The 18,995-nt window shown below is 62.0% G+C and carries 15 protein-coding genes and 1 tRNA gene; 14 read left to right on the top strand and 2 right to left on the bottom strand.

Features of this window, described 5'->3' with window-relative positions:
* Nucleotides 1–3 precede the first annotated feature (3 nt).
* From GOW72_RS00225 to GOW72_RS00195, 7 genes are all read left to right on the top strand, one after another.
* Nucleotides 4–498: a (2Fe-2S)-binding protein gene (locus GOW72_RS00225; RefSeq protein ID WP_170361029.1), complete on the top strand. Its 495-nt coding sequence runs from the start codon at nucleotides 4–6 to the stop codon at nucleotides 496–498.
* Nucleotides 495–2,912: an aerobic carbon-monoxide dehydrogenase large subunit gene (locus GOW72_RS00220; protein ID WP_170361027.1), complete on the top strand. Its 2,418-nt coding sequence runs from the start codon at nucleotides 495–497 to the stop codon at nucleotides 2,910–2,912. Before GOW72_RS00225 ends, GOW72_RS00220 begins: the two co-directional genes overlap by 4 nt.
* 168 nt (nucleotides 2,913–3,080) lie before the next feature.
* On the top strand, nucleotides 3,081–3,881 hold the full coding sequence (locus tag GOW72_RS00215) for an AAA family ATPase (RefSeq protein WP_244952329.1): 801 nt from the start codon (nucleotides 3,081–3,083) through the stop codon (nucleotides 3,879–3,881).
* Nucleotides 3,881–5,071: a vWA domain-containing protein gene (locus GOW72_RS00210; protein WP_170365945.1), complete on the top strand. Its 1,191-nt coding sequence runs from the start codon at nucleotides 3,881–3,883 to the stop codon at nucleotides 5,069–5,071. Before GOW72_RS00215 ends, GOW72_RS00210 begins: the two co-directional genes overlap by 1 nt.
* Nucleotides 5,072–5,083: 12 nt before the next feature.
* Complete coding sequence (locus tag GOW72_RS00205; protein ID WP_170364280.1) at nucleotides 5,084–5,896, top strand: XdhC family protein; 813 nt, start codon at nucleotides 5,084–5,086, stop codon at nucleotides 5,894–5,896.
* Nucleotides 5,897–6,002: 106 nt separating this feature from the next.
* Nucleotides 6,003–6,455: an SRPBCC family protein gene (locus GOW72_RS00200; RefSeq protein ID WP_093963846.1), complete on the top strand. Its 453-nt coding sequence runs from the start codon at nucleotides 6,003–6,005 to the stop codon at nucleotides 6,453–6,455.
* 91 nt (nucleotides 6,456–6,546) lie between these two features.
* Nucleotides 6,547–7,527: a hypothetical protein gene (locus GOW72_RS00195; RefSeq protein WP_170364278.1), complete on the top strand. Its 981-nt coding sequence runs from the start codon at nucleotides 6,547–6,549 to the stop codon at nucleotides 7,525–7,527.
* 56 nt (nucleotides 7,528–7,583) lie between these two features.
* Here GOW72_RS00195 and GOW72_RS00190 read toward each other — a convergent pair.
* Nucleotides 7,584–7,670: transfer RNA gene (locus GOW72_RS00190), tRNA-Leu, on the bottom strand.
* Between the two features lie 211 nt (nucleotides 7,671–7,881).
* On the opposite strand from GOW72_RS00190, the gene GOW72_RS00185 reads away from it, so the two are divergent.
* Nucleotides 7,882–8,865, top strand: a complete 984-nt coding sequence (locus GOW72_RS00185) for a complex I NDUFA9 subunit family protein (RefSeq protein WP_170364276.1) — start codon at nucleotides 7,882–7,884, stop codon at nucleotides 8,863–8,865.
* Here GOW72_RS00185 and GOW72_RS00180 read toward each other — a convergent pair whose 3' ends face one another.
* Nucleotides 8,866–9,669, bottom strand: coding sequence for an undecaprenyl-diphosphate phosphatase (locus tag GOW72_RS00180; RefSeq protein WP_170361017.1), 804 nt, complete (start codon nucleotides 9,667–9,669; stop codon nucleotides 8,866–8,868). It abuts the gene before it with no gap.
* A gap of 228 nt (nucleotides 9,670–9,897) precedes the next feature.
* On the opposite strand from GOW72_RS00180, the gene GOW72_RS00175 reads away from it, so the two are divergent.
* From GOW72_RS00175 to fzlA, 6 genes are all read left to right on the top strand, one after another.
* Complete coding sequence (locus GOW72_RS00175; RefSeq protein ID WP_170361015.1) at nucleotides 9,898–11,331, top strand: FAD-dependent oxidoreductase; 1,434 nt, start codon at nucleotides 9,898–9,900, stop codon at nucleotides 11,329–11,331.
* Between the two features lie 29 nt (nucleotides 11,332–11,360).
* Nucleotides 11,361–11,798 (top strand): GFA family protein, encoded by a 438-nt coding sequence (locus GOW72_RS00170; RefSeq protein WP_005979708.1) that lies wholly within the window; start codon nucleotides 11,361–11,363, stop codon nucleotides 11,796–11,798.
* Nucleotides 11,795–16,327 carry a glutamate synthase large subunit gene (gene gltB, locus GOW72_RS00165; RefSeq protein WP_170364274.1) on the top strand — a complete coding sequence of 1,511 codons (4,533 nt, stop codon included), beginning with the start codon at nucleotides 11,795–11,797 and terminating at the stop codon, nucleotides 16,325–16,327. The genes GOW72_RS00170 and gltB overlap by 4 nt, the downstream gene beginning before the upstream one ends.
* 176 nt (nucleotides 16,328–16,503) lie before the next feature.
* On the top strand, nucleotides 16,504–17,421 hold the full coding sequence (locus GOW72_RS00160; RefSeq protein WP_170364272.1) for a Hint domain-containing protein: 918 nt from the start codon (nucleotides 16,504–16,506) through the stop codon (nucleotides 17,419–17,421).
* Between the two features lie 40 nt (nucleotides 17,422–17,461).
* A complete protein-coding gene (gene mtgA / locus GOW72_RS00155) occupies nucleotides 17,462–18,202 on the top strand; it encodes a monofunctional biosynthetic peptidoglycan transglycosylase (protein ID WP_170364270.1) in 741 nt (246 codons plus the stop codon).
* A gap of 59 nt (nucleotides 18,203–18,261) precedes the next feature.
* Nucleotides 18,262–18,927, top strand: coding sequence for an FtsZ-binding protein FzlA (gene fzlA / locus GOW72_RS00150; RefSeq protein WP_170364267.1), 666 nt, complete (start codon nucleotides 18,262–18,264; stop codon nucleotides 18,925–18,927).
* Nucleotides 18,928–18,995 lie beyond the last annotated feature (68 nt).

Here is an 18,995-nt window from a genome sequence, read left to right as displayed (position 1 = left end):
CAGATGTCGAAGATGCATGTCAAACTCACCGTGAACGGCAAGCAGGTCGAGGGCCTGGCCGAGCCGCGCACGTTGCTGATCCACTTCCTGCGGGAGGATCTGAAAATCACCGGCCCGCATATCGGTTGCGAAACCAGCCACTGCGGAGCCTGCACCGTGGATATTGATGGCAAATCCGTCAAATCCTGCACGACCTTCGTGGCGCAGGTGAACGGGGCCGATATCACCACCGTCGAAGGGCTGACCAATGACGACGGCAGCCTTGGTGTGTTGCAGGAAATGTTCCGCGAGCATCACGGGCTGCAGTGCGGTTTCTGCACGCCGGGCATGATCACCCGCGCGCATCGCCTGCTGCAGGAAAACCCCAACCCGACCGAAGAAGAAATCCGCTTTGGCATGGCCGGCAATCTCTGCCGCTGCACCGGGTACCAGAACATAGTCAAGGCGATCTCGGCCTCGGCTGACCTGCTGAACGCGCAGAAGGAGGCCGCGGAATGAACGACCAGACCATGACCCCCGAAGAACGCGCCGCCAACCTCAAGGGGATGGGTAGTTCTCGCAAACGCGTCGAGGACGTGCGCTTTACCCAAGGCAAGGGCAACTACGTCGATGACATCAAGCTGGACGGAATGCTGTTCGGCGCCTTTGTCCGTTCACCCTATGCCCATGCCCGCGTTGTCAGTGTCAACAAAGAGGCCGCTCTGGCCGTGCCCGGTGTCGTGGCCGTTCTGACGGCCGAGGACTTGGCGCCGCTGGGTCTGCACTGGATGCCCACGCTTGCCGGCGACAAGCAGATGGTGCTGGCCGACGGCAAGGTCCTGTTCCAGGGCCAGGAGGTGGCCTATGTGGTTGCAGAAGACCGCTATGTCGCCGCAGATGCCGTCGAACTGGTCGAAGTCGAATACGAGGAACTGCCGGTTCTGACCGACCCGTTCGAGGCGCTGAAATCTGACGTGGTGCTGCGTGAAGATCTGGAAGGTCAGACCGAAGGCGCCCACGGGCCGCGCAAGCATCACAACCACATCTTCACCTGGGAACAGGGCGACAAGGACGCGACCGAAGCCGTTCTGGCCGAAGCCGATGTGGTGGCCGAGGAAATGGTCTATTACCACCGGACCCACCCGTGTCCGCTTGAGACCTGCGGCTGCGTGGCCAGCATGGACAAGGTGACCGGCAAGCTGACGCTGTACGGCACCTTCCAGGCGCCGCATGCGATCCGCACCGTCGTGTCCCTGATTTCGGGCCTGGCCGAGCACAATATCCGGGTGATCAGCCCCGATATCGGCGGCGGTTTCGGCAACAAGGTGGGCGCTTATGCGGGTTATGTCTGTTCGGTCGTGGCCTCGATCGTCACCGGTCAGCCGGTGAAATGGGTCGAGAACCGGATGGAAAACCTGATGTCCACCGCCTTTGCCCGCGACTACTGGATGCAGGGCAAGATCGCCGCCACCAAAGACGGCAAGATCACGGGCCTGTGGTGTCATACAACCGCGGACCACGGTGGGTTCGACGCCTGCGCCGACCCGACCAAGTTCCCGGCCGGGTTCATGAACATCTGCACCGGGTCCTACGACATCCCGACCGCCTATCTGGCCGTGGACGGCGTCTACACCAATAAGGCTCCGGGGGGTGTGGCCTATCGCTGTTCCTTCCGCGTGACCGAGGCCGCCTATTTCATCGAGCGGATGATCGAGGTTCTGGCCATCAAGTTGAACATGGACGCGGCCGAGCTGCGCCGGATCAATTTCATCAAGGCCGACCAGTTCCCCTATCAGTCCGCGCTGGGATGGGAATATGACTCGGGCGATTACCACACCGCCTGGGACAAGGCGCTGGCTGCGGTTGGATACGAGGATCTGCGTGCCGAACAGGCACAGCGGGTCGAGGACTTCAAGGCCGGCAAGACGCGGAAGCTTCTGGGGATTGGTCTGACGCATTTTACCGAAATCGTCGGGGCAGGGCCTGTGAAGAACTGCGATATTCTGGGCTTGGGGATGTTCGACAGCTGCGAAATCCGCATCCACCCGACCGGGTCAGCCATCGCGCGGCTGGGGACGATCTCACAGGGCCAGGGTCACGCCACGACCTTTGCCCAGATCATCGCCAGCGAGATCGGTCTTCCAGCCGACGACATCACGCTGGAGGAAGGAGACACCGACACCGCGCCCTATGGCTTGGGCACCTACGGTTCTCGGTCCACGCCGGTTGCGGGGGCTGCAACGGCCATGGCTGCACGCAAGATCCGCGCCAAGGCGCAGATGATCGCGGCCTATCTGCTTGAGGTTCACGACGACGATGTCGAATGGGACGTGGACCGGTTCGCGGTCAAAGGCGCGCCCGAGCGGTTCAAGACGATGAAAGAGATCGCCTTTGCCGCCTACAACCAGGCCATCCCGGGGTTGGAGCCGGGTCTGGAGGCCGTCAGCTACTATGACCCGCCCAACATGACCTATCCGTTCGGCGCCTATGTCTGTGTCATGGAGATCGATGTCGATACCGGCGAATGGGAAGTCCGGCAGTTCTATGCGCTGGACGATTGCGGAACCCGGATCAACCCGATGATCATCGAAGGTCAGGTTCATGGCGGTGTGACCGAGGCGCTGGCCATCGCGATGGGTCAAGAGATTTCCTATGATGAGATGGGCAACGTCAAGACCGGCACGCTGATGGACTTCTTCCTGCCAACCGCGTGGGAAACGCCAAACTATACGACCGATCACACGGTGACCCCCTCGCCGCATCATCCGATCGGCGCGAAGGGTGTCGGCGAAAGCCCGAATGTGGGTGGCGTGCCGGCGTTCTCGAATGCGGTGCACGATGCGTTCCGGCCCTTTGGCCTGGTTCAGAGCCACATGCCGCATGACCATTGGCGGATCTGGAAGATCGCCAACGGTTTGGGGATGCACGGGTAGTCGGTTTCGGACCGGCGGGGCCCGGTCCGACCGAACGGAGGGGGTGCTGACCCCCTCCGACCCCCTCGGGATATTTTGGTCAAACGAAGATTGGACCCTGGTGTGACACTGAGTGACGTTCAGAACGGTTTGGCCCAGCAGGGCTATGTTGCCGACGACCGGTTGGCGATGGCTTTGCATTTGGCCCAGACTCTGGGACGACCGCTGCTGCTGGAGGGTCCGGCCGGTGTCGGTAAGACCGAAGTGGCCAAGGCGTTGGCGGCGTGGCGCGACACCCGTTTGATCCGCTTGCAGTGTTACGAAGGATTGGACGCCAGTCACGCGATCTATGAGTGGAACTACCAGCGGCAGCTGCTGGCCATCCGTGCCTCCGAGGCGCGCGGCGGAACCAGCGAGGCCCAGCTGTTTTCCGACGACTATCTGCTGAAGCGGCCGTTGCTGGAGGCGATCAGCGCCGATGATCCGCCCGTTCTGCTGATCGATGAGATTGACCGGGCCGATGAAGAATTTGAGGCCTACCTGCTTGAAATCCTGTCGGACTTTCAGATCACGATCCCGGAACTGGGGACGATTTCCGCCAAAACGCGACCCATCGTCATTCTGACCGCGAACGGTACGCGCGATCTCTCGGATGCGCTGCGGCGGCGGTGTCTGTACAGCTTTTTGAACTATCCGTCCGGCGAGACCGAAATGGCCATCCTGCGGGCACGGATGCCCGAAGTCGAAGGGCTGTTGGCGCGCCAGATCATCGGAGTGGTTCAGAACCTGCGCAAGGAAGATCTGGAAAAGACACCCGGCATTGCCGAAATGCTCGACTGGGCCGCGGCCCTCTCGGGTCTTGGCGTCAACGATCTGTCCCAATCACCCGAGGCCGTACAGGCCACTCTGGTCTGTCTGCTGAAGACCGCTGCGGACTATGATGCCGTTCCACCCGAGGTGATGGATCGCCTGATCGGAAAGGTCGCGTGATGCAGGTAACACGGTTTCCATCGCGAGCGCACGGATTGGCCGACCGTATGGCGGGATTCGTGGCGCATCTGCGCGGGAACGGTTTGCGGGTCGGACCGCGTGAGACCGGAGATGCGCTGGCCGCACTGGCCTCGGTCGAGGCCACCGATGTCGGACAGGCGCGGGATGCCTTGTGTGCCCTGATGTCCGGGGATGCCGAGGATTGGCGGCGCTTTGACGATTTGTTCGATGCCTATTGGTTCAACGCGGGCAAGCAGCGGAACGGTGTCGCACAGAACACCCATGTCAAGGTCCAGTCGGCCAAGCCGATGATCTGGCAGACCGAAGATCGCGGAGATTCCGCTGACGATTCCCCCGATGCGCAGGATGCCAGCACCCCGGATTCCGGGGATGGACAGGCCGAAGGAACGGACGGGAAGCTGATCGCAACCCGGACCGACAACCTGTCACGCCGCGATCTGCGCGAGTTGATGGATGAGCAATCCCTGCGCCGGGCCGAAGCCGCGGCGCTTGCCCTGGCGCGGGCGATCCGGGATCGACGTTCGCGCAGGCGCAAACAGGCGCGGCGGGGTCCGGCGCTGGACATGCGTCGCATCCAACGGGCGAGCCTTGCGCGCGGAGGCGAGCCTTTGGAGCTGTTTCGCCGTGCCCGACCGCCACGCCCGATGCGGATCGTCGCGCTGTGCGATGTCAGCGGGTCCATGACCGTCTATTCGCGTGTATTTCTGGCCTTTCTCAAGGGCCTTGTGGCCAGCGGAACGGATGCGGATGCCTATCTGTTTCACACGCGGTTGATGCGGGTCACCGATGCATTGCGGGACCACGACAGCTTGCGCGCCGCTGGGCGGTTGTCGCTGATGGCCGAAGGTTTTGGCGGCGGCACGGACATCTCCGGCAGTCTCGAAAGGTTTCTGGATGGATATGGTGCGCGGGCGCTGAATGGGCGCACCATCGTGCTGATCCTTTCGGATGGCTATTGCAGTTCTGACCCGCAGGCGCTGGGCGCGGCTTTGGCGAGGATCCGGCGCAAGGCGCGCCGGATCGTCTGGCTGAACCCCCTGAAAGGTTGGGAGAATTATCAGCCCGTTGCCGCCGCCATGCAGGCCGCCTTGCCCCATCTTGATGCGCACCTTCCGGCAAACACGCTCGACGCGCTGGCCGCGTTGGAGCCCGAGTTTCAAAAGTTGTGAGAGGAACCGATCATGCCTGGTTTCGACATTTTCGACACGATTGACCAGTTGCGCAGCAGCGGTGAGGCGTTCTGCGTCGCAACGGTGGTGCGGACGGCAGATGCGACCTCGGCCAAGGCGGGCGCCAAGGCGGCGATCACCCGGGACGGGCGCATCCTCGGCCATCTGGGCGGAGCCTGTGTCCAGCGTGCGGTGCGCGCCTCGGCACAGGAAGCGCTGGCCAGCGGTGCGTCGCGGATGATCCGCGTGAAACCCTCGGACAAGGTGGTGGCAATGACCGATCCGGATGGCGTTCAGACCTTCAAGAGTGGCTGCCCATCCGGCGGTACGGTCGACCTGCTTGTCGAACCCTATCAACACGCGCCGCGCCTGGTGATCTTTGGCGATACCCCGATTGCCCATGCGTTGGCGGCTCATGCGGCCTTGGCCGGGTTGCGCGTGTTCGTTTCGTTTGAGATCAGCGACGAGGTTGCGCAATCATGTTTCGACCCAGACGACGTGGATGCGTTGGGGGTTGAGCCCCGCGATTTTGTGGTCGTCGCCTCGCAAGGCCAGAACGACAGGGCGGCGTTGGCCTCGGCGCTGGGTACGCCGGCAAGGCGGGTGTCGATGGTGGCCAGCCAGCGCAAGGCAAAGGTTCTGGCGGACAGGTTGGCATCGCAGGGCATGGACACCGAGAAGGTTGCGCGCCTGAAGTCGCCTGCCGGGCTGGATATCGGGGCCATTGATCCACATGAAATCGCCTTGTCGATCTTGGCCGAGATCGTGCGCTGGCGAAATGCGGACACCGCCGAGGAGACAACTCATGATGAAAAACTTGCGTAGTTGGGTGGCGCGGCTATGGCCGCCCCGACCCGCTCAAACCCCCGAGGATGCCACGGAACAGGCGCTGCGCGTCTTTCCCAGATGTTGCTGAGCAGAGGAATACCCAATGGAACTGACTGACGAAATTCGCATCGCGGCCCCCCGGGACGCGGTTTATCGCGCACTGAACGATCCCGAAGTTCTGCGTGAATGCATCCCGGGCTGCGAAGAGCTGACCCAGACCGCCCCCAACGAGCTTGAGGCCAAGGTGGTTCTGAAAATCGGCCCGGTGAAGGCGCGGTTCGCTGGCGAGGTGACGCTGGACCAGACCAACGCCCCCGACGGGTTTTCGCTGGTGGGCGAGGGCAAGGGCGGAGCCGCGGGCTTTGCCAAGGGTGGTGCGGACGTCACGCTGACCGAAGATGGTGACGAGACCGTTCTGACCTATACCGCCAAGGTTGATGTCGGGGGCAAGATCGCCCAGTTGGGCAGTCGTCTCATCGCCGGAACGGCCAAGAAGCTCTCGGGCAAGTTCTTCACCCGGTTCGGCGAGGTCGTTGCTGCGCAAACCGCTGCCTGAGGCAGGCGCCAGGCGCCGTTCCGGTTGACGAATTGCGTGAGGGGGGTATGCACCTGCATAGTGTTTGGTGCTGATGCAGCAGGAGACAATGGTGCCCCCCACCTCGAAAATTTCCGAACTTGAGAATTGGCTGGTGATGAAGCCAGGTGATCTCAATTCGATTCGTCAGCTGGTCACACGGCTGGAACATGCGCCCAAGGCTCCGGGTTCGGCCGGGCGATTTTCTGCCGCACAAGCGGACATCGTTACCTCGCTGGGCGCCGATTGGCAGGCGGATCTATTTGAGCCCGAGCACATGGTCAAACAGTACCGCGCATGGTTGGCTGCATTGCGAAGCCGCGGAGTTTCGCAAGCGGTGCCGATCGGGCAGGTCTTTTCCGGGCGCGTTATCAAGGTACGCGGGCAGAACGCCTATTGCGGAGTTTTTCTGGACTTCTTCAAAGAGACCGGCGCCATCCCGGCTCTTTGCAATGACTGCTACAAGGTGCAGATTTTGCCGCATGACCTGCGTGCAATGTTCCAGACCTATGCCCTGCTGCTTAAGCTGGATCTACCCAATGACAACGCCCGCAAATGCATGATCGAGCTGCGCGACGGGATCAAATTTCCGTACAAGGCCTATATCTATTGCGACACCGTTGATGACGTGCGAGCCTGCCTGCAGGCGTTCCGCGATCTTCAGGCCAAGCATGGGATTGAAGGAATCAGCAGCAAGATCTCGCACGGATGTTCGGAATACGGGCAGAAGTATCCGGCATTCAAATTTCCGGAAACCGATGACGCGCCCGAGTTCGTTCCCGATCCGCAATGGCCGGCTATCGAAAAGGCCTATTTCAGGTCGATCAAGCTTCCGGCACAGGCCCGGGACAGCAACACCCGTGAGCATGTGAGCCTGCGCGATGTCTTCGCCTTCTGCACATGGGTCAAATACGCCGACCTGATCGGCGACCCGACCAGCGAGGCCTACGCGGCGCTGCGCGGACCGGACCTTCCCCAGCAATTCATCAAGCGGGTGCGGTCTCAGGCAAAGATCCGTCGCCGCGAGATGGAGGAATTGCAGAAGACGGAATGAGAGCCGACCACCCGTTCGAGGGTGGTTTGCGCGGTCTTTATATCTTTTCGGGGATATGGTGCCCAGGAGAGGACTCGAACCTCCACGTCCATACGGACACTAGCACCTGAAGCTAGCGCGTCTACCAATTCCGCCACCTGGGCAGGTGTCGTGGAGGGGCGTTTAAGCCTACTCGCCGAGGGCGTCAACAGGATTCGAACGGATTATCGAAAGTTTTTTTTCGGTCACCTCCTCGCGGCGCGATCCCGTCGGTTCCGGCAGTGTTTTTTGCCTTATGCGCGGCGTTATTGCGCCTTGTTTGCCGGGCTTTGGAGCGGTAGATCGGAACAAGACCTACACAGCAGGAGCCCAACCATGTCCAAACTGGTCACGATTTACGGTGGATCGGGATTCGTCGGCCGCTATATCGCGCGATGCATGGCGAACGAAGGGTGGCGTGTACGGGTGGCGGTCCGCCGTCCGAACGAGGCAATCTTCGTCAAGACCTATGGCGTCGTGGGCCAGGTCGAGCCCATTCTGTGCAATATCCGCGACGATGCCTCGGTGGCCAGTGCGATGCATGGCGCCGATGCGGTCGTCAACTGCGTGGGCGTTCTGAACGAACTGGGCAAGAATGGATTTGGCGCCGTGCAAGCCGAAGGCGCGGGCCGCATCGCCCGTCTGGCGGCCGAGCAAGGCATTTCCCGTATGGTCCACATTTCGGCCATCGGTGCTGACGCGAATTCCGACAGCGAATACGCCTGCACCAAGGCCGCAGGTGAGGCTGCTGTGCTGACCCATATGCCCGGTGCCGTGATCCTGAGGCCCTCGGTGATCTTCGGGACCGAAGATCAGTTCTTCAACCGTTTCGCCGGCATGACCCGCATCTCGCCCTTCCTTCCGATCTTTGGTGCCGACACCCGGTTCCAGCCGGTGTTTGTGGATGATGTGGCGCAGGCCGCAGTCAAGGGCGTGTTGGGTCAGGCCGCACCGGGCGTCTACGAATTGGGTGGGCCAGAGGCCAAGACCTTCCGCGAGCTGATGCAGCAGATGCTCGAGGTGATCCACCGCCGCCGCATCATCATCGGTCTGCCGTTCTGGGTTGGGCGGATCATGGCCGGGGTTCTGGACATGCTGAAATTCATCAGCTTCCAGCTGTTTCCGAACAACATCCTGACCCGCGACCAGTTGAAGAACCTGCGCCGTGACAATGTGGTTTCCGAAGGAGCGAAGGGTTTTGCCGATCTGGGGATCGAGCCTGCTTCGCTGGAATCGGTTCTGCCGGAATACCTGTGGAAATTCCGCCCGTCGGGTCAGTACGACGACATCCAGAACTCGGCCCGGAACCTGCGCATCTGATCAGCTGTAAGCGACAATCAGCAGGATCGTACCCAGGATCACGCGATAGATCACATATGGCGTGAAGCTGACGCTACGCAGCAGACGCATCATCAGGTTCAGCGCCAACAGGGCCGAAACAAAGGCGAACACGGCTGCAATGGCGCTGTCCTTGGCCAGCTGAGCGTTGGCCTGCCCGATCACGTCCAGCGACAGCAGCGCGCCCGAGGCGATGATTGTAGGGATCGACATCAGCATCGCGATGCGCGCGCCGTCCTCGCGGGTATACCCCAAGTACCGCGCGCCGGTGATGCAGATCCCCGACCGCGAGGTGCCGGGAATCAGCGCCAGGACCTGCCACAGACCCAAAATAACCGCGTCACGCAGCCCCCAGTCGCCGGCCTCTTTGGTCTGGGGGCCTTTTTGGTCCATCCAATACAGCAGCAGTCCGAAACCCAACATCGTCCACCCGATCACCGCCACGGACCGCATCGCACTGCTGAGGCCGGTCAGGTGCAGGATGGCACCAACGATGACGGTCGGGATGGTGGCTACGATCAACGCCAGGGCCATTCGGGACTGTGGGGTGTCGATGCGCCCGCGCAAAGCACGTGGCAGGCCCGCAAGGGCCAGTTTCACGTCGCTCCAGAAATACAGAACCACCGCGCCCAATGTGCCCACATGCACCGCGACGTCGATGGCGAGGCCCTGGTCTTCCATTCCGGTGAGGCTTGGCAGCAGGATCAGGTGGCCTGATGACGAAATCGGCAGAAACTCGGTGATCCCCTGGATGATCGCCACCAGAATCAGCTGAAAAAGACTCATCTGCCCGCCCGTGTTTGCGCCCGTGTTCTTTGCATTCAAGGCGTATAAGCGCGATCAGCAAAAGGAAAGTCAGGATTTAGGTCCGAAGTGGTCCTAAAAATGAACAGAAAGTCGCCCAAAGAGATCGATCTTTCCGATTTTTTCCAATTTAGGTCAGCACAATTGACTTTTCATCCGAATTGGCTTCGAATAAAGAAATCCGACCAAGCCAATTCATGGAGTCTGACCGTGGCCAAGCAACCGATGCTGAAATTTGTGCAGATCGATCGTGACATGCCTGAAAAGCGCGCCGCAACCGATCGCAGAGCGGACTTTCATGAAATCTATGCCGAATACGCCGCCGAAAAAGCCGCCGAGCAGGCCAGCCGTTGCAGCCAATGCGGTGTGCCGTATTGTCAGTCGCACTGCCCGCTGCACAACAATATCCCGGACTGGCTGCGCCTGACCGCCACCGGACGGCTTGAAGAAGCCTATCAGACCAGCCAGGCCACCAATACCTTCCCCGAGATCTGCGGACGTATATGCCCGCAGGACCGACTGTGCGAAGGCAACTGCGTGATCGAGCAATCGGGCCATGGCACTGTCACCATCGGTGCGGTCGAGAAATACATCACCGACACCGCGTGGGAGGAAGGCTGGGTCAAACCTGTCGCTCCAACCGCCGAACGCCCCGAAAGCGTCGGCATCATCGGGGGCGGACCCGGTGGTCTGGCGGCGGCGGACATGCTGCGCCGGGCCGGGATCCAGGTCACGGTCTATGACCGCTATGACCGCGCGGGCGGCCTGCTGATGTACGGCATTCCGGGCTTCAAGCTGGAAAAGGACGTGGTTCAACGCCGCAACGACCTGCTGGCCGAGGGCGGCGTCACTTTTGAACTGAACTGTGACGTCGACGCTGCCAAGTTCGCCGATATCCGCGCCAAACATGACGCCGTGATCATTGCGACGGGCGTCTACAAGTCGCGGGATCTGTCCATGCCCGGCAGTGGCCTGCCCGGTATCGAAAAGGCGATCGATTTCCTGACTGCCTCGAACCGCAAAAGCTTTGGTGACGAGGTTCCCGAGTTTGACGATGGCCGCCTGAACGCCAAGGGCAAGAAGGTGGTCGTGATCGGTGGCGGTGATACGGCGATGGATTGCGTCCGCACCTCGATCCGCCAGGGCGCGACCTCGGTCAAATGCCTGTATCGCCGCGACCGGGCGAACATGCCTGGCTCGCAGCGCGAAACACAGAACGCCGAGGAAGAGGGCGTGATCTTTGAATGGCTCAGCGCGCCCAAGGGGTTTGTCGGCGATGAGCGGGTCACCGGCGTGATGGTGCAGAAGATGCGCCTGGGCCAGCCCGATGCCACCGGCCGCCAGGCCCCCGAAGTGATTGAAGGCGCAGATTACGTCGAAGAGGCCGATCTGGTCATCAAAGCGCTGGGCTTCGAGCCCGAGGACCTGCCCACCCTGTTCGGCCAGCCCGACCTGCCCGTGACCCGCTGGGGCACCATCAAGGCCGCGTTCGAAACCGGCGAGACCGAGATGGACGGCGTCTATGCAATCGGTGACATCGTGCGCGGTGCCTCGCTGGTGGTCTGGGCGATCCGCGACGGCCGTGACTGCGCCCAGGCCATCATCGACCGGTTCAACGGCAAGGCCGCGCTTGCGGCCGAGTGATCCCGCAGCCCAGCGACAGGAGGGACAGGATGCCCGAATTGCAAGGCCAATGCATGTGCGGTGCGGTCACCGTAACCGCGACCCCTGCCCGCGACGCGCTGGGCGCCTGCCATTGCGACATGTGCCGCCGCTGGACCAGCAGCGCGCTGGTCACCTTTCCGGCCCAGCCGGGCTATGCGGCGCTGGGGCCGGTCAAGACCTTCACATCGTCGGACTGGGCCGAACGCGCCTTCTGCGAAGAATGCGGATCGGCCCTGTGGTACCGGATCACCCTGCCGGGCGAGATGCACGGCCAGACACAGATCGCGGCCGGCCTGTTCGACAACGCGGCCGGCAACACGCTGAAACTTGAACTTTACATCGACAAGAAGCCCGAGGGTTACGCGTTCGCAGGTGAGCGCCGCCAGATGACCGAAGCCGAGGTCATGGCCATGTACGCCCCGTCGGAAGAAGGAGACAGCCAATGACGAAATATGATGCCGATTGGGTCCGGGCCGAGGAAGCCAAGCGCAAGTGGATGGCCGAAAATGGCCTGTATTCCGAGCAGGAAGAGCATTCCTCGTGCGGGGTCGGTCTGGTGGTTTCGGTCGACGGCAAGAAAAGCCGCAAGGTGGTCGAGGCCGGGATCGATGCGCTCAAGGCGATCTGGCATCGCGGCGCGGTGGATGCCGACGGCAAGACCGGCGACGGCGCGGGCATCCATGTGCAGATCCCGGCCCCCTTTTTCTATGACCAGATCCGCCGCACCGGGCACGAGCCCAAGATGGACGAGCTGATCGCCGTGGGGCAGGTGTTCCTGCCGCGCACCGATTTCGGCGCGCAAGAGCGCTGCCGGACCATCGTGGAAACCGAAGTTCTGCGGATGGGTTACTACATCTATGGCTGGCGACACGTGCCGGTGGATGTCACCTGCTTGGGTGAAAAGGCCAACGCGACCCGGCCCGAGATCGAGCAGATCCTGATCTCGAATTCCAAGGGCGTTGACGAGGATACGTTCGAGCGCGAGCTGTACGTCATCCGCCGCCGGATCGAGAAAGCCGCCGCCGCCGCGGGGATTTCGGGTCTGTACCTGGCCTCGCTCAGCTGCCGGTCGATCATCTACAAGGGCATGATGCTGGCCGAGCAGGTCGCTGTGTTCTACCCCGACCTGATGGACGAGCGTTTCGAATCCGCCTTTGCGATCTATCACCAGCGCTATTCCACCAACACCTTCCCGCAATGGTGGCTGGCGCAGCCGTTCCGCATGCTGGCCCACAATGGCGAGATCAACACGCTGAAGGGCAACATCAACTGGATGAAAAGCCACGAGATCCGCATGGCCTCGGCGACCTTTGGCGACTATGCCGAAGACATCAAGCCGATCATTGCGGGCGGATCGTCGGATTCGGCGGCGCTGGATTCGGTGTTCGAGGTTCTGGTGCGCGCGGGCCGCTCGGCCCCGATGGCCAAGACGATGCTGGTGCCGGAAAGCTGGTCGAAACAGGCGGTGGAACTGCCGCAGTCCTGGCGCGACATGTATTCCTACTGCAACTCGGTGATGGAGCCGTGGGACGGCCCCGCCGCGCTGGCCATGACCGATGGCCGCTGGGTCTGCGCCGGGCTGGACCGCAACGGCCTGCGCCCGATGCGCTATGTAGTCACCGGCGACGGTCTGGTGATCGCCGGGTCCGAGGCGGGTATGGTCCCGATCGACGAGGCCAGCGTTAAGGAAAAAGGCGCGCTGGGTCCGGGCCAGATGCTGGCCGTCGACATGAAGAAGGGCAAGCTGTACCGCGACAAGCAGATCAAGGACAAGCTGGCCGCGGCCCTGCCGTTCGGCGAATGGGTCAGCAAGATCAACGATCTGGACGAAAAGCTGGCGAAGGTCGCCGAAAAGCCGCTGTTCACCGGTGAGGAACTGCGCAAGCGCCAGATCGCGGCGGGCTACACGGTCGAGGAACTGGAGCAGATCCTCGCACCGATGGCCGAGGATGGCAAAGAAGCGATCGCCTCGATGGGCGACGACACGCCCTCGGCGGTTCTGTCCAAACAGTACCGACCGCTCAGCCATTTCTTCCGCCAGAACTTCAGTCAGGTGACCAACCCGCCCATCGACAGCCTGCGCGAATACCGCGTGATGTCGCTGAAGACGCGGTTCGGCAACCTCAAGAACGTGCTGGATGAGGACAGCAGCCAGACCGAGATCGTGGTGCTGGAAAGCCCCTTTGTCGGCAACGCCCAGTGGGAAGAACTGGTGGCGAATTTCGATGCGCCGCTGGCCGAGATCGACTGCACCTTCGAACCCGGCAACGGCGCGCTGAGCGCCGCGTTGGCCCGCATCCGCGCCGAGGCGGAGGAGGCCGTGCGTTCGGGCGCGGGTCACCTGGTGCTGACCGACCAGTATTCCGGCCCCGGCAAAGTGGCGATGCCGATGATCCTGGCCACCAGCGCGGTGCATTCGCACTTGATCCGTCAGGGCCTGCGGACCTTCTGCTCGCTCAACGTGCGCTCGGCGGAATGCATCGACCCGCATTATTTCGCGGTGCTGATCGGCTGTGGCGCGACCGTGGTGAACGCCTATCTGGCCGAGGATTCGTTGGCCGACCGGATCGAACGCGGGTTGCTGGAAGGCAGCCTGACTGAAAACGTCGCGCGTTACCGCGAGGCGATCGACCAGGGCCTGCTGAAGATCATGGCCAAGATGGGCATCTCGGTGATCTCGTCCTATCGCGGCGGCCTGAATTTCGAAGCCGTGGGCCTGAGCCGCGCCATGGTGGCCGAGTATTTCCCCGGCATGACCAGCCGGATTTCCGGCATCGGCGTCACCGGCATTCAGTCCAAGGCCGAAGACATCCACGCCAAAGGCTGGGAGAGTGGCCTGGACGTTCTGCCTATCGGTGGTTTCTACAAGGCCCGCAAATCGGGTGAGACCCATGCCTGGGAAGCGACCTCGATGCACATGATGCAGATGGCCTGCAACCGCGCGTCGTACGAGCTGTGGAAACAGTATTCGGCCAAGATGCAGGCGAACCCGCCGATCCACCTGCGCGACCTGATGGATTTCAAACCGTTGGGCAAGCCGATCCCAATCGAGGAGGTCGAGTCGATTACCTCGATCCGCAAGCGCTTTGTCACCCCGGGCATGTCGCTGGGCGCGCTCAGCCCCGAGGCGCACAAGACGCTGAACGTGGCGATGAACCGGATCGGCGCGAAATCCGACTCGGGTGAAGGTGGGGAAGATCCCGCACATTTCGTGCCCGAGCCGAATGGCGACAACCCCTCGGCCAAGATCAAGCAGGTGGCCTCGGGCCGGTTCGGCGTGACCGCCGAATACCTCAACCAGTGCGAAGAGCTGGAAATCAAGGTGGCCCAGGGTGCCAAGCCCGGCGAGGGCGGCCAGCTGCCCGGCATGAAGGTCACCGATCTGATCGCGCGCCTGCGTCACTCGACCAAGGGCGTGACGCTGATCTCGCCGCCTCCGCACCACGACATCTACTCGATCGAGGATCTGGCGCAGCTGATCTATGACCTCAAGCAGATCAACCCGCGCGCCAAGGTGACGGTGAAACTGGTGGCGTCCTCGGGCGTGGGCACGATCGCCGCCGGGGTGGCCAAGGCCAAGGCCGACATCATCCTGATCTCGGGCCACAATGGCGGCACCGGGGCATCCCCCGCGACCAGCATTAAATATGCCGGCCTGCCGTGGGAAATGGGCCTGACCGAGGCGCATCAGGTTCTGGCGATGAACAACCTGCGCGACCGGGTAACCCTGCGGACCGATGGCGGCTTGCGCACCGGGCGCGACATCGTCATGGCGGCGATGATGGGGGCCGAGGAGTACGGCATCGGCACCGCCGCCCTGATCGCGATGGGTTGCATCATGGTGCGCCAGTGCCAGTCAAACACCTGCCCGGTGGGCGTATGTACGCAGGACGAGAGCCTGCGCGCCAAGTTCACCGGCAATGCCGACAAGGTGGTGAACCTGATCACCTTCTACGCACAGGAAGTGCGCGAGATCCTGGCCAGCCTCGGCGCACGGTCGGTCGACGAAATCATCGGCCGGGCCGATCTGCTGGCGCAGGTCAGCCGCGGGTCGGCGCATCTGGACGATCTGGACCTGAATCCGCTGCTGATCACCGTCGATGGCGCGCAAAACATCGTCTATGACCGTGACAAGCCCCGCAACGCGGTGCCTGATACGCTGGACTCTGAAATCGTGCGCGACGCTGCGCGGTTCCTGAAGGATGGCGAGAAGATGCAGCTGTCTTATGCCGTGCAGAACACGCACCGGACGGTGGGCACCCGCGTGTCCAGCCACATCGTGCAGAACTTTGGCATGCGCAACACGTTCCAGCCGGACCACCTGCATGTGAAACTGCAAGGCTCGGCCGGCCAGTCGTTGGGCGCCTTCGCCGCGCCGGGGCTCAAACTGGAAGTGTCGGGTGACGCCAACGACTATGTGGGCAAGGGCCTTTCGGGCGGCACCATCGTCGTGCGTCCGCCGCAGGTCAGCCCGTTGCAGGCCGACCGGAATACGATCATCGGCAACACGGTCCTGTACGGCGCGACCGACGGGTACCTGTTCGCGGCTGGCCGTGCTGGTGAACGCTTTGCCGTGCGCAATTCGGGTGCCACCGTGGTGGTCGAGGGCTGCGGCTCGAACGGGTGTGAGTACATGACCGGCGGCGTTGCGGTGATTCTGGGTGACATCGGTGCGAACTTTGGCGCGGGGATGACGGGTGGTATGGCCTATCTGTACGACCCCGAAGGCAAGGCGCAGTTGCTGATGAACATGGAAACCCTGGTGACCTGCCCCGTAACGGTCGAGCATTGGGAGACCCAGCTGAAGTCGCTGATCGAGCGTCACGCCGCGGAGACCGGCAGCCGCAAGGCCGCCGACATCCTGCAGCACTGGGATGTCGAGCTGTCGAACTTCCTGCAGGTCTGTCCGAAGGAAATGCTGAACAAACTCAGCTACCCGCTGAGCCACGAGGCAGCGGCGGTTCCGGCCGAGTAAGACCGCCTGTGAAGCCCGCCCCGCGTGTTTGAAAAGACACGCGGGGTTTTCGTTTTGTGCCCTCCCGTTTCCGGATTTCTTGAAAAAACATTGCGTGTCGCTAGGCCTGTACACGGAAAGTTTGGAAATTTCGCCAATGCTTCCGCTTGCCGCCAATTTCGCCAGGGAGTCGTCGCATGCCCACGACCTATCTTGACCAGTTCTTTGCCATGGATCCGGCCAGCCCGCCGGCAACGGGGACCCTTCTGACGGTTGAGAAGTACAATCTGGTCGACCAGAACGACGATGGCGACATCGACAGTTCCGACGATGACTCGGTCAACGGCATTGATGTCACCCGATCCTGGCCGGGCGACACGGTGACGATCAACGTGTCCGGTGTGGGAAACGTCACCTACACGGGAACCACCTTCTATCTGGCTGATGGCAGCCGCGTGTTCACCCCGACGGACGGTCAGGTGCTGCAAGAGGGGACGCTAGTCTCGACGACTTTCGTCAATACCGAAGGTCCCTTGGTGGTTCCGGGTGAGCTTGGGCCGCCGTGTTTTACTGCCGGAACAATGATAAAGACACCCGATGGATTGCGCCGCGTCGAGGATCTGCAGGCCGGTGACCTTGTCACGACGGTCGACAATGGTGCGCGGGCCCTGATCTGGGTCGGCAGAACCACCGTCGCGGCCGAGGGCAACGCCGCACCGATCCGCTTTGCCGAAGGGGTTTTGGGACTGGACCGTGACACTCTGTTCTCGCCCCAGCACCGGATGCTGATCGACGATTGGCGCGCGGCTTATTTCTACGGCCACCCCGAGGTTTTGGTTGCCGCACATTCCCTGGTCAACGGCACGACGGTGACGCGGGTCGAAGGTGGAGAGATCGAGTATTTCCACCTGTTGTTCGACCAACACGAGATCGTCATCGCCAACGGCGCCAAAAGCGAAAGCTACTATCCCGGGCACGCCGTTACGCGGTCTGACCGGGAAACCCAGGCCGAGCTGTTGCGACTGTTCCCGCAGTTGGCAGCGGTGGAAGATGGTGGTCCGAAAACCGCCCGTCCGGTGGTGCGCCCGCGCGAAGGGCGGCTGATCGCGTCATAATTCCGTTCCAAATACCAGTGCTGCGGCGTATAGCAGGAACATGGCGAAGAAAGCAGCGCGCAAATCCCGCGGTAAGTCCAAAAAGGCAACCCGGTCTCGGAAAACGGAAACGCTCATCGTTCGGATTCGGCGGTGGGTACTGCGTGTCATTGGGGCTCTGGCCGCGGCGTTCGTGGCGCTTGTTTTGCTTTACACCGTGGTCAACCCGCCGATCACCCAAACGATCTGGTCCGAGTGGCGCCGCCTCGGCAAGGTGGACAGGGAATGGGTCGCGATCGAGGATATGTCTTCGGTCATGGCCCGGTCGGTCGTTGCGGCCGAGGATGCGAATTTCTGCCTGCATTGGGGCTTTGACGTAAACGCGATCCGCGATGCGCTTGAAGATGGTGGCAACCGCGGGGCGTCGACCATTTCTCAGCAGGTGGTCAAGAATGTCTTTCTGTGGCAGGGGCGCAGTTGGGTGCGCAAGGCGCTTGAGACCTCCATGACCCCGGTCGTCGAAATCTTCTGGAGCAAGAAGCGCATACTCGAGGTGTATCTGAACGTGGCGGAGACCGGTGAGGGCCTGTTCGGGATCGAGGCGGCCGCCCGCAAGAATTTTGGAGTCAGTTCCGCCCAACTCAGCCCGGTGCAGGCGGCGCGGCTGGCGGCAATCCTTCCGTCACCGCGAAACCGTTCGGTCACGGACCCGTCGGTTTACACCCGCAGACGAGCCGCCGCGATCCGCGATGGAGCGGCCACCATCCGCGCAGATGGTCGCGCAGATTGCTTCGAGGATTGAAACTTCTGCCCGTCAGCGGCTATTGCTGAGCGGTACTCAATTGGTTCGAATGGATCCACATGGCGCGTTTGTTTCACGTTCCCCTGTCCCCCTTTTGTCGAAAAGTCCGCCTGTCCCTGGCGGAAAAGAAGATCGAAGTCGAATTGGTCGAGGAAAAGTACTGGGAAAAATCCCCGGACTTCTTGCGCAGAAACCCTGCGGCCAAGGTCCCGGTTCTGCGGCTGGATGGCCGGGTGATGTCAGAAAGCGCGGCGATCTGCGAATACATCGAAGAGACACGGCCGGAACCCGCATTGATGCCGAAAACTCCGGAAGCACGGTTCGAGGTGCGCCGTCTGGTCAGTTGGTTTGATGACAAATTCCACCATGAGGTGACATCCAAGCTGCTGTACGAGCGGGTGAACAAAAAAGTGACCGGTCAGGGCTATCCCGACAGCAAGAACGTCAAGGAAGGCGCGCGGGCAATCAAGTTCCACTTGGATTACATGGCCTGGCTGCTGGATCAGCGGCGCTGGCTGGCGGGGGATCAGATGACATTGGCCGATTTTGCGGCTGCCGCGCATCTGTCGGCGTTGGACTATATTTCGGACGTGGACTGGAATCGCAGCCATGTGGTCAAGGACTGGTACGCCAAGATCAAGTCTCGCCCGGCCTTCCGGTCGATTCTGGCGGATCAGGTGCCGGGCTTCCGCCCGCCCGCCCATTACGCCGACCTGGATTTCTGATAGGTTGGGGCAGGGGGCGGTCTGCCCCCTCTTGGCCCATTGGGCCAATTCACCCCCGAGGATATTTT

The sequence above is a fragment of the Ruegeria arenilitoris genome, from assembly GCF_013032855.1.
Taxonomy (GTDB): domain Bacteria; phylum Pseudomonadota; class Alphaproteobacteria; order Rhodobacterales; family Rhodobacteraceae; genus Ruegeria; species Ruegeria arenilitoris.
This window is presented reverse-complemented; position numbering and strand designations above follow the sequence as displayed.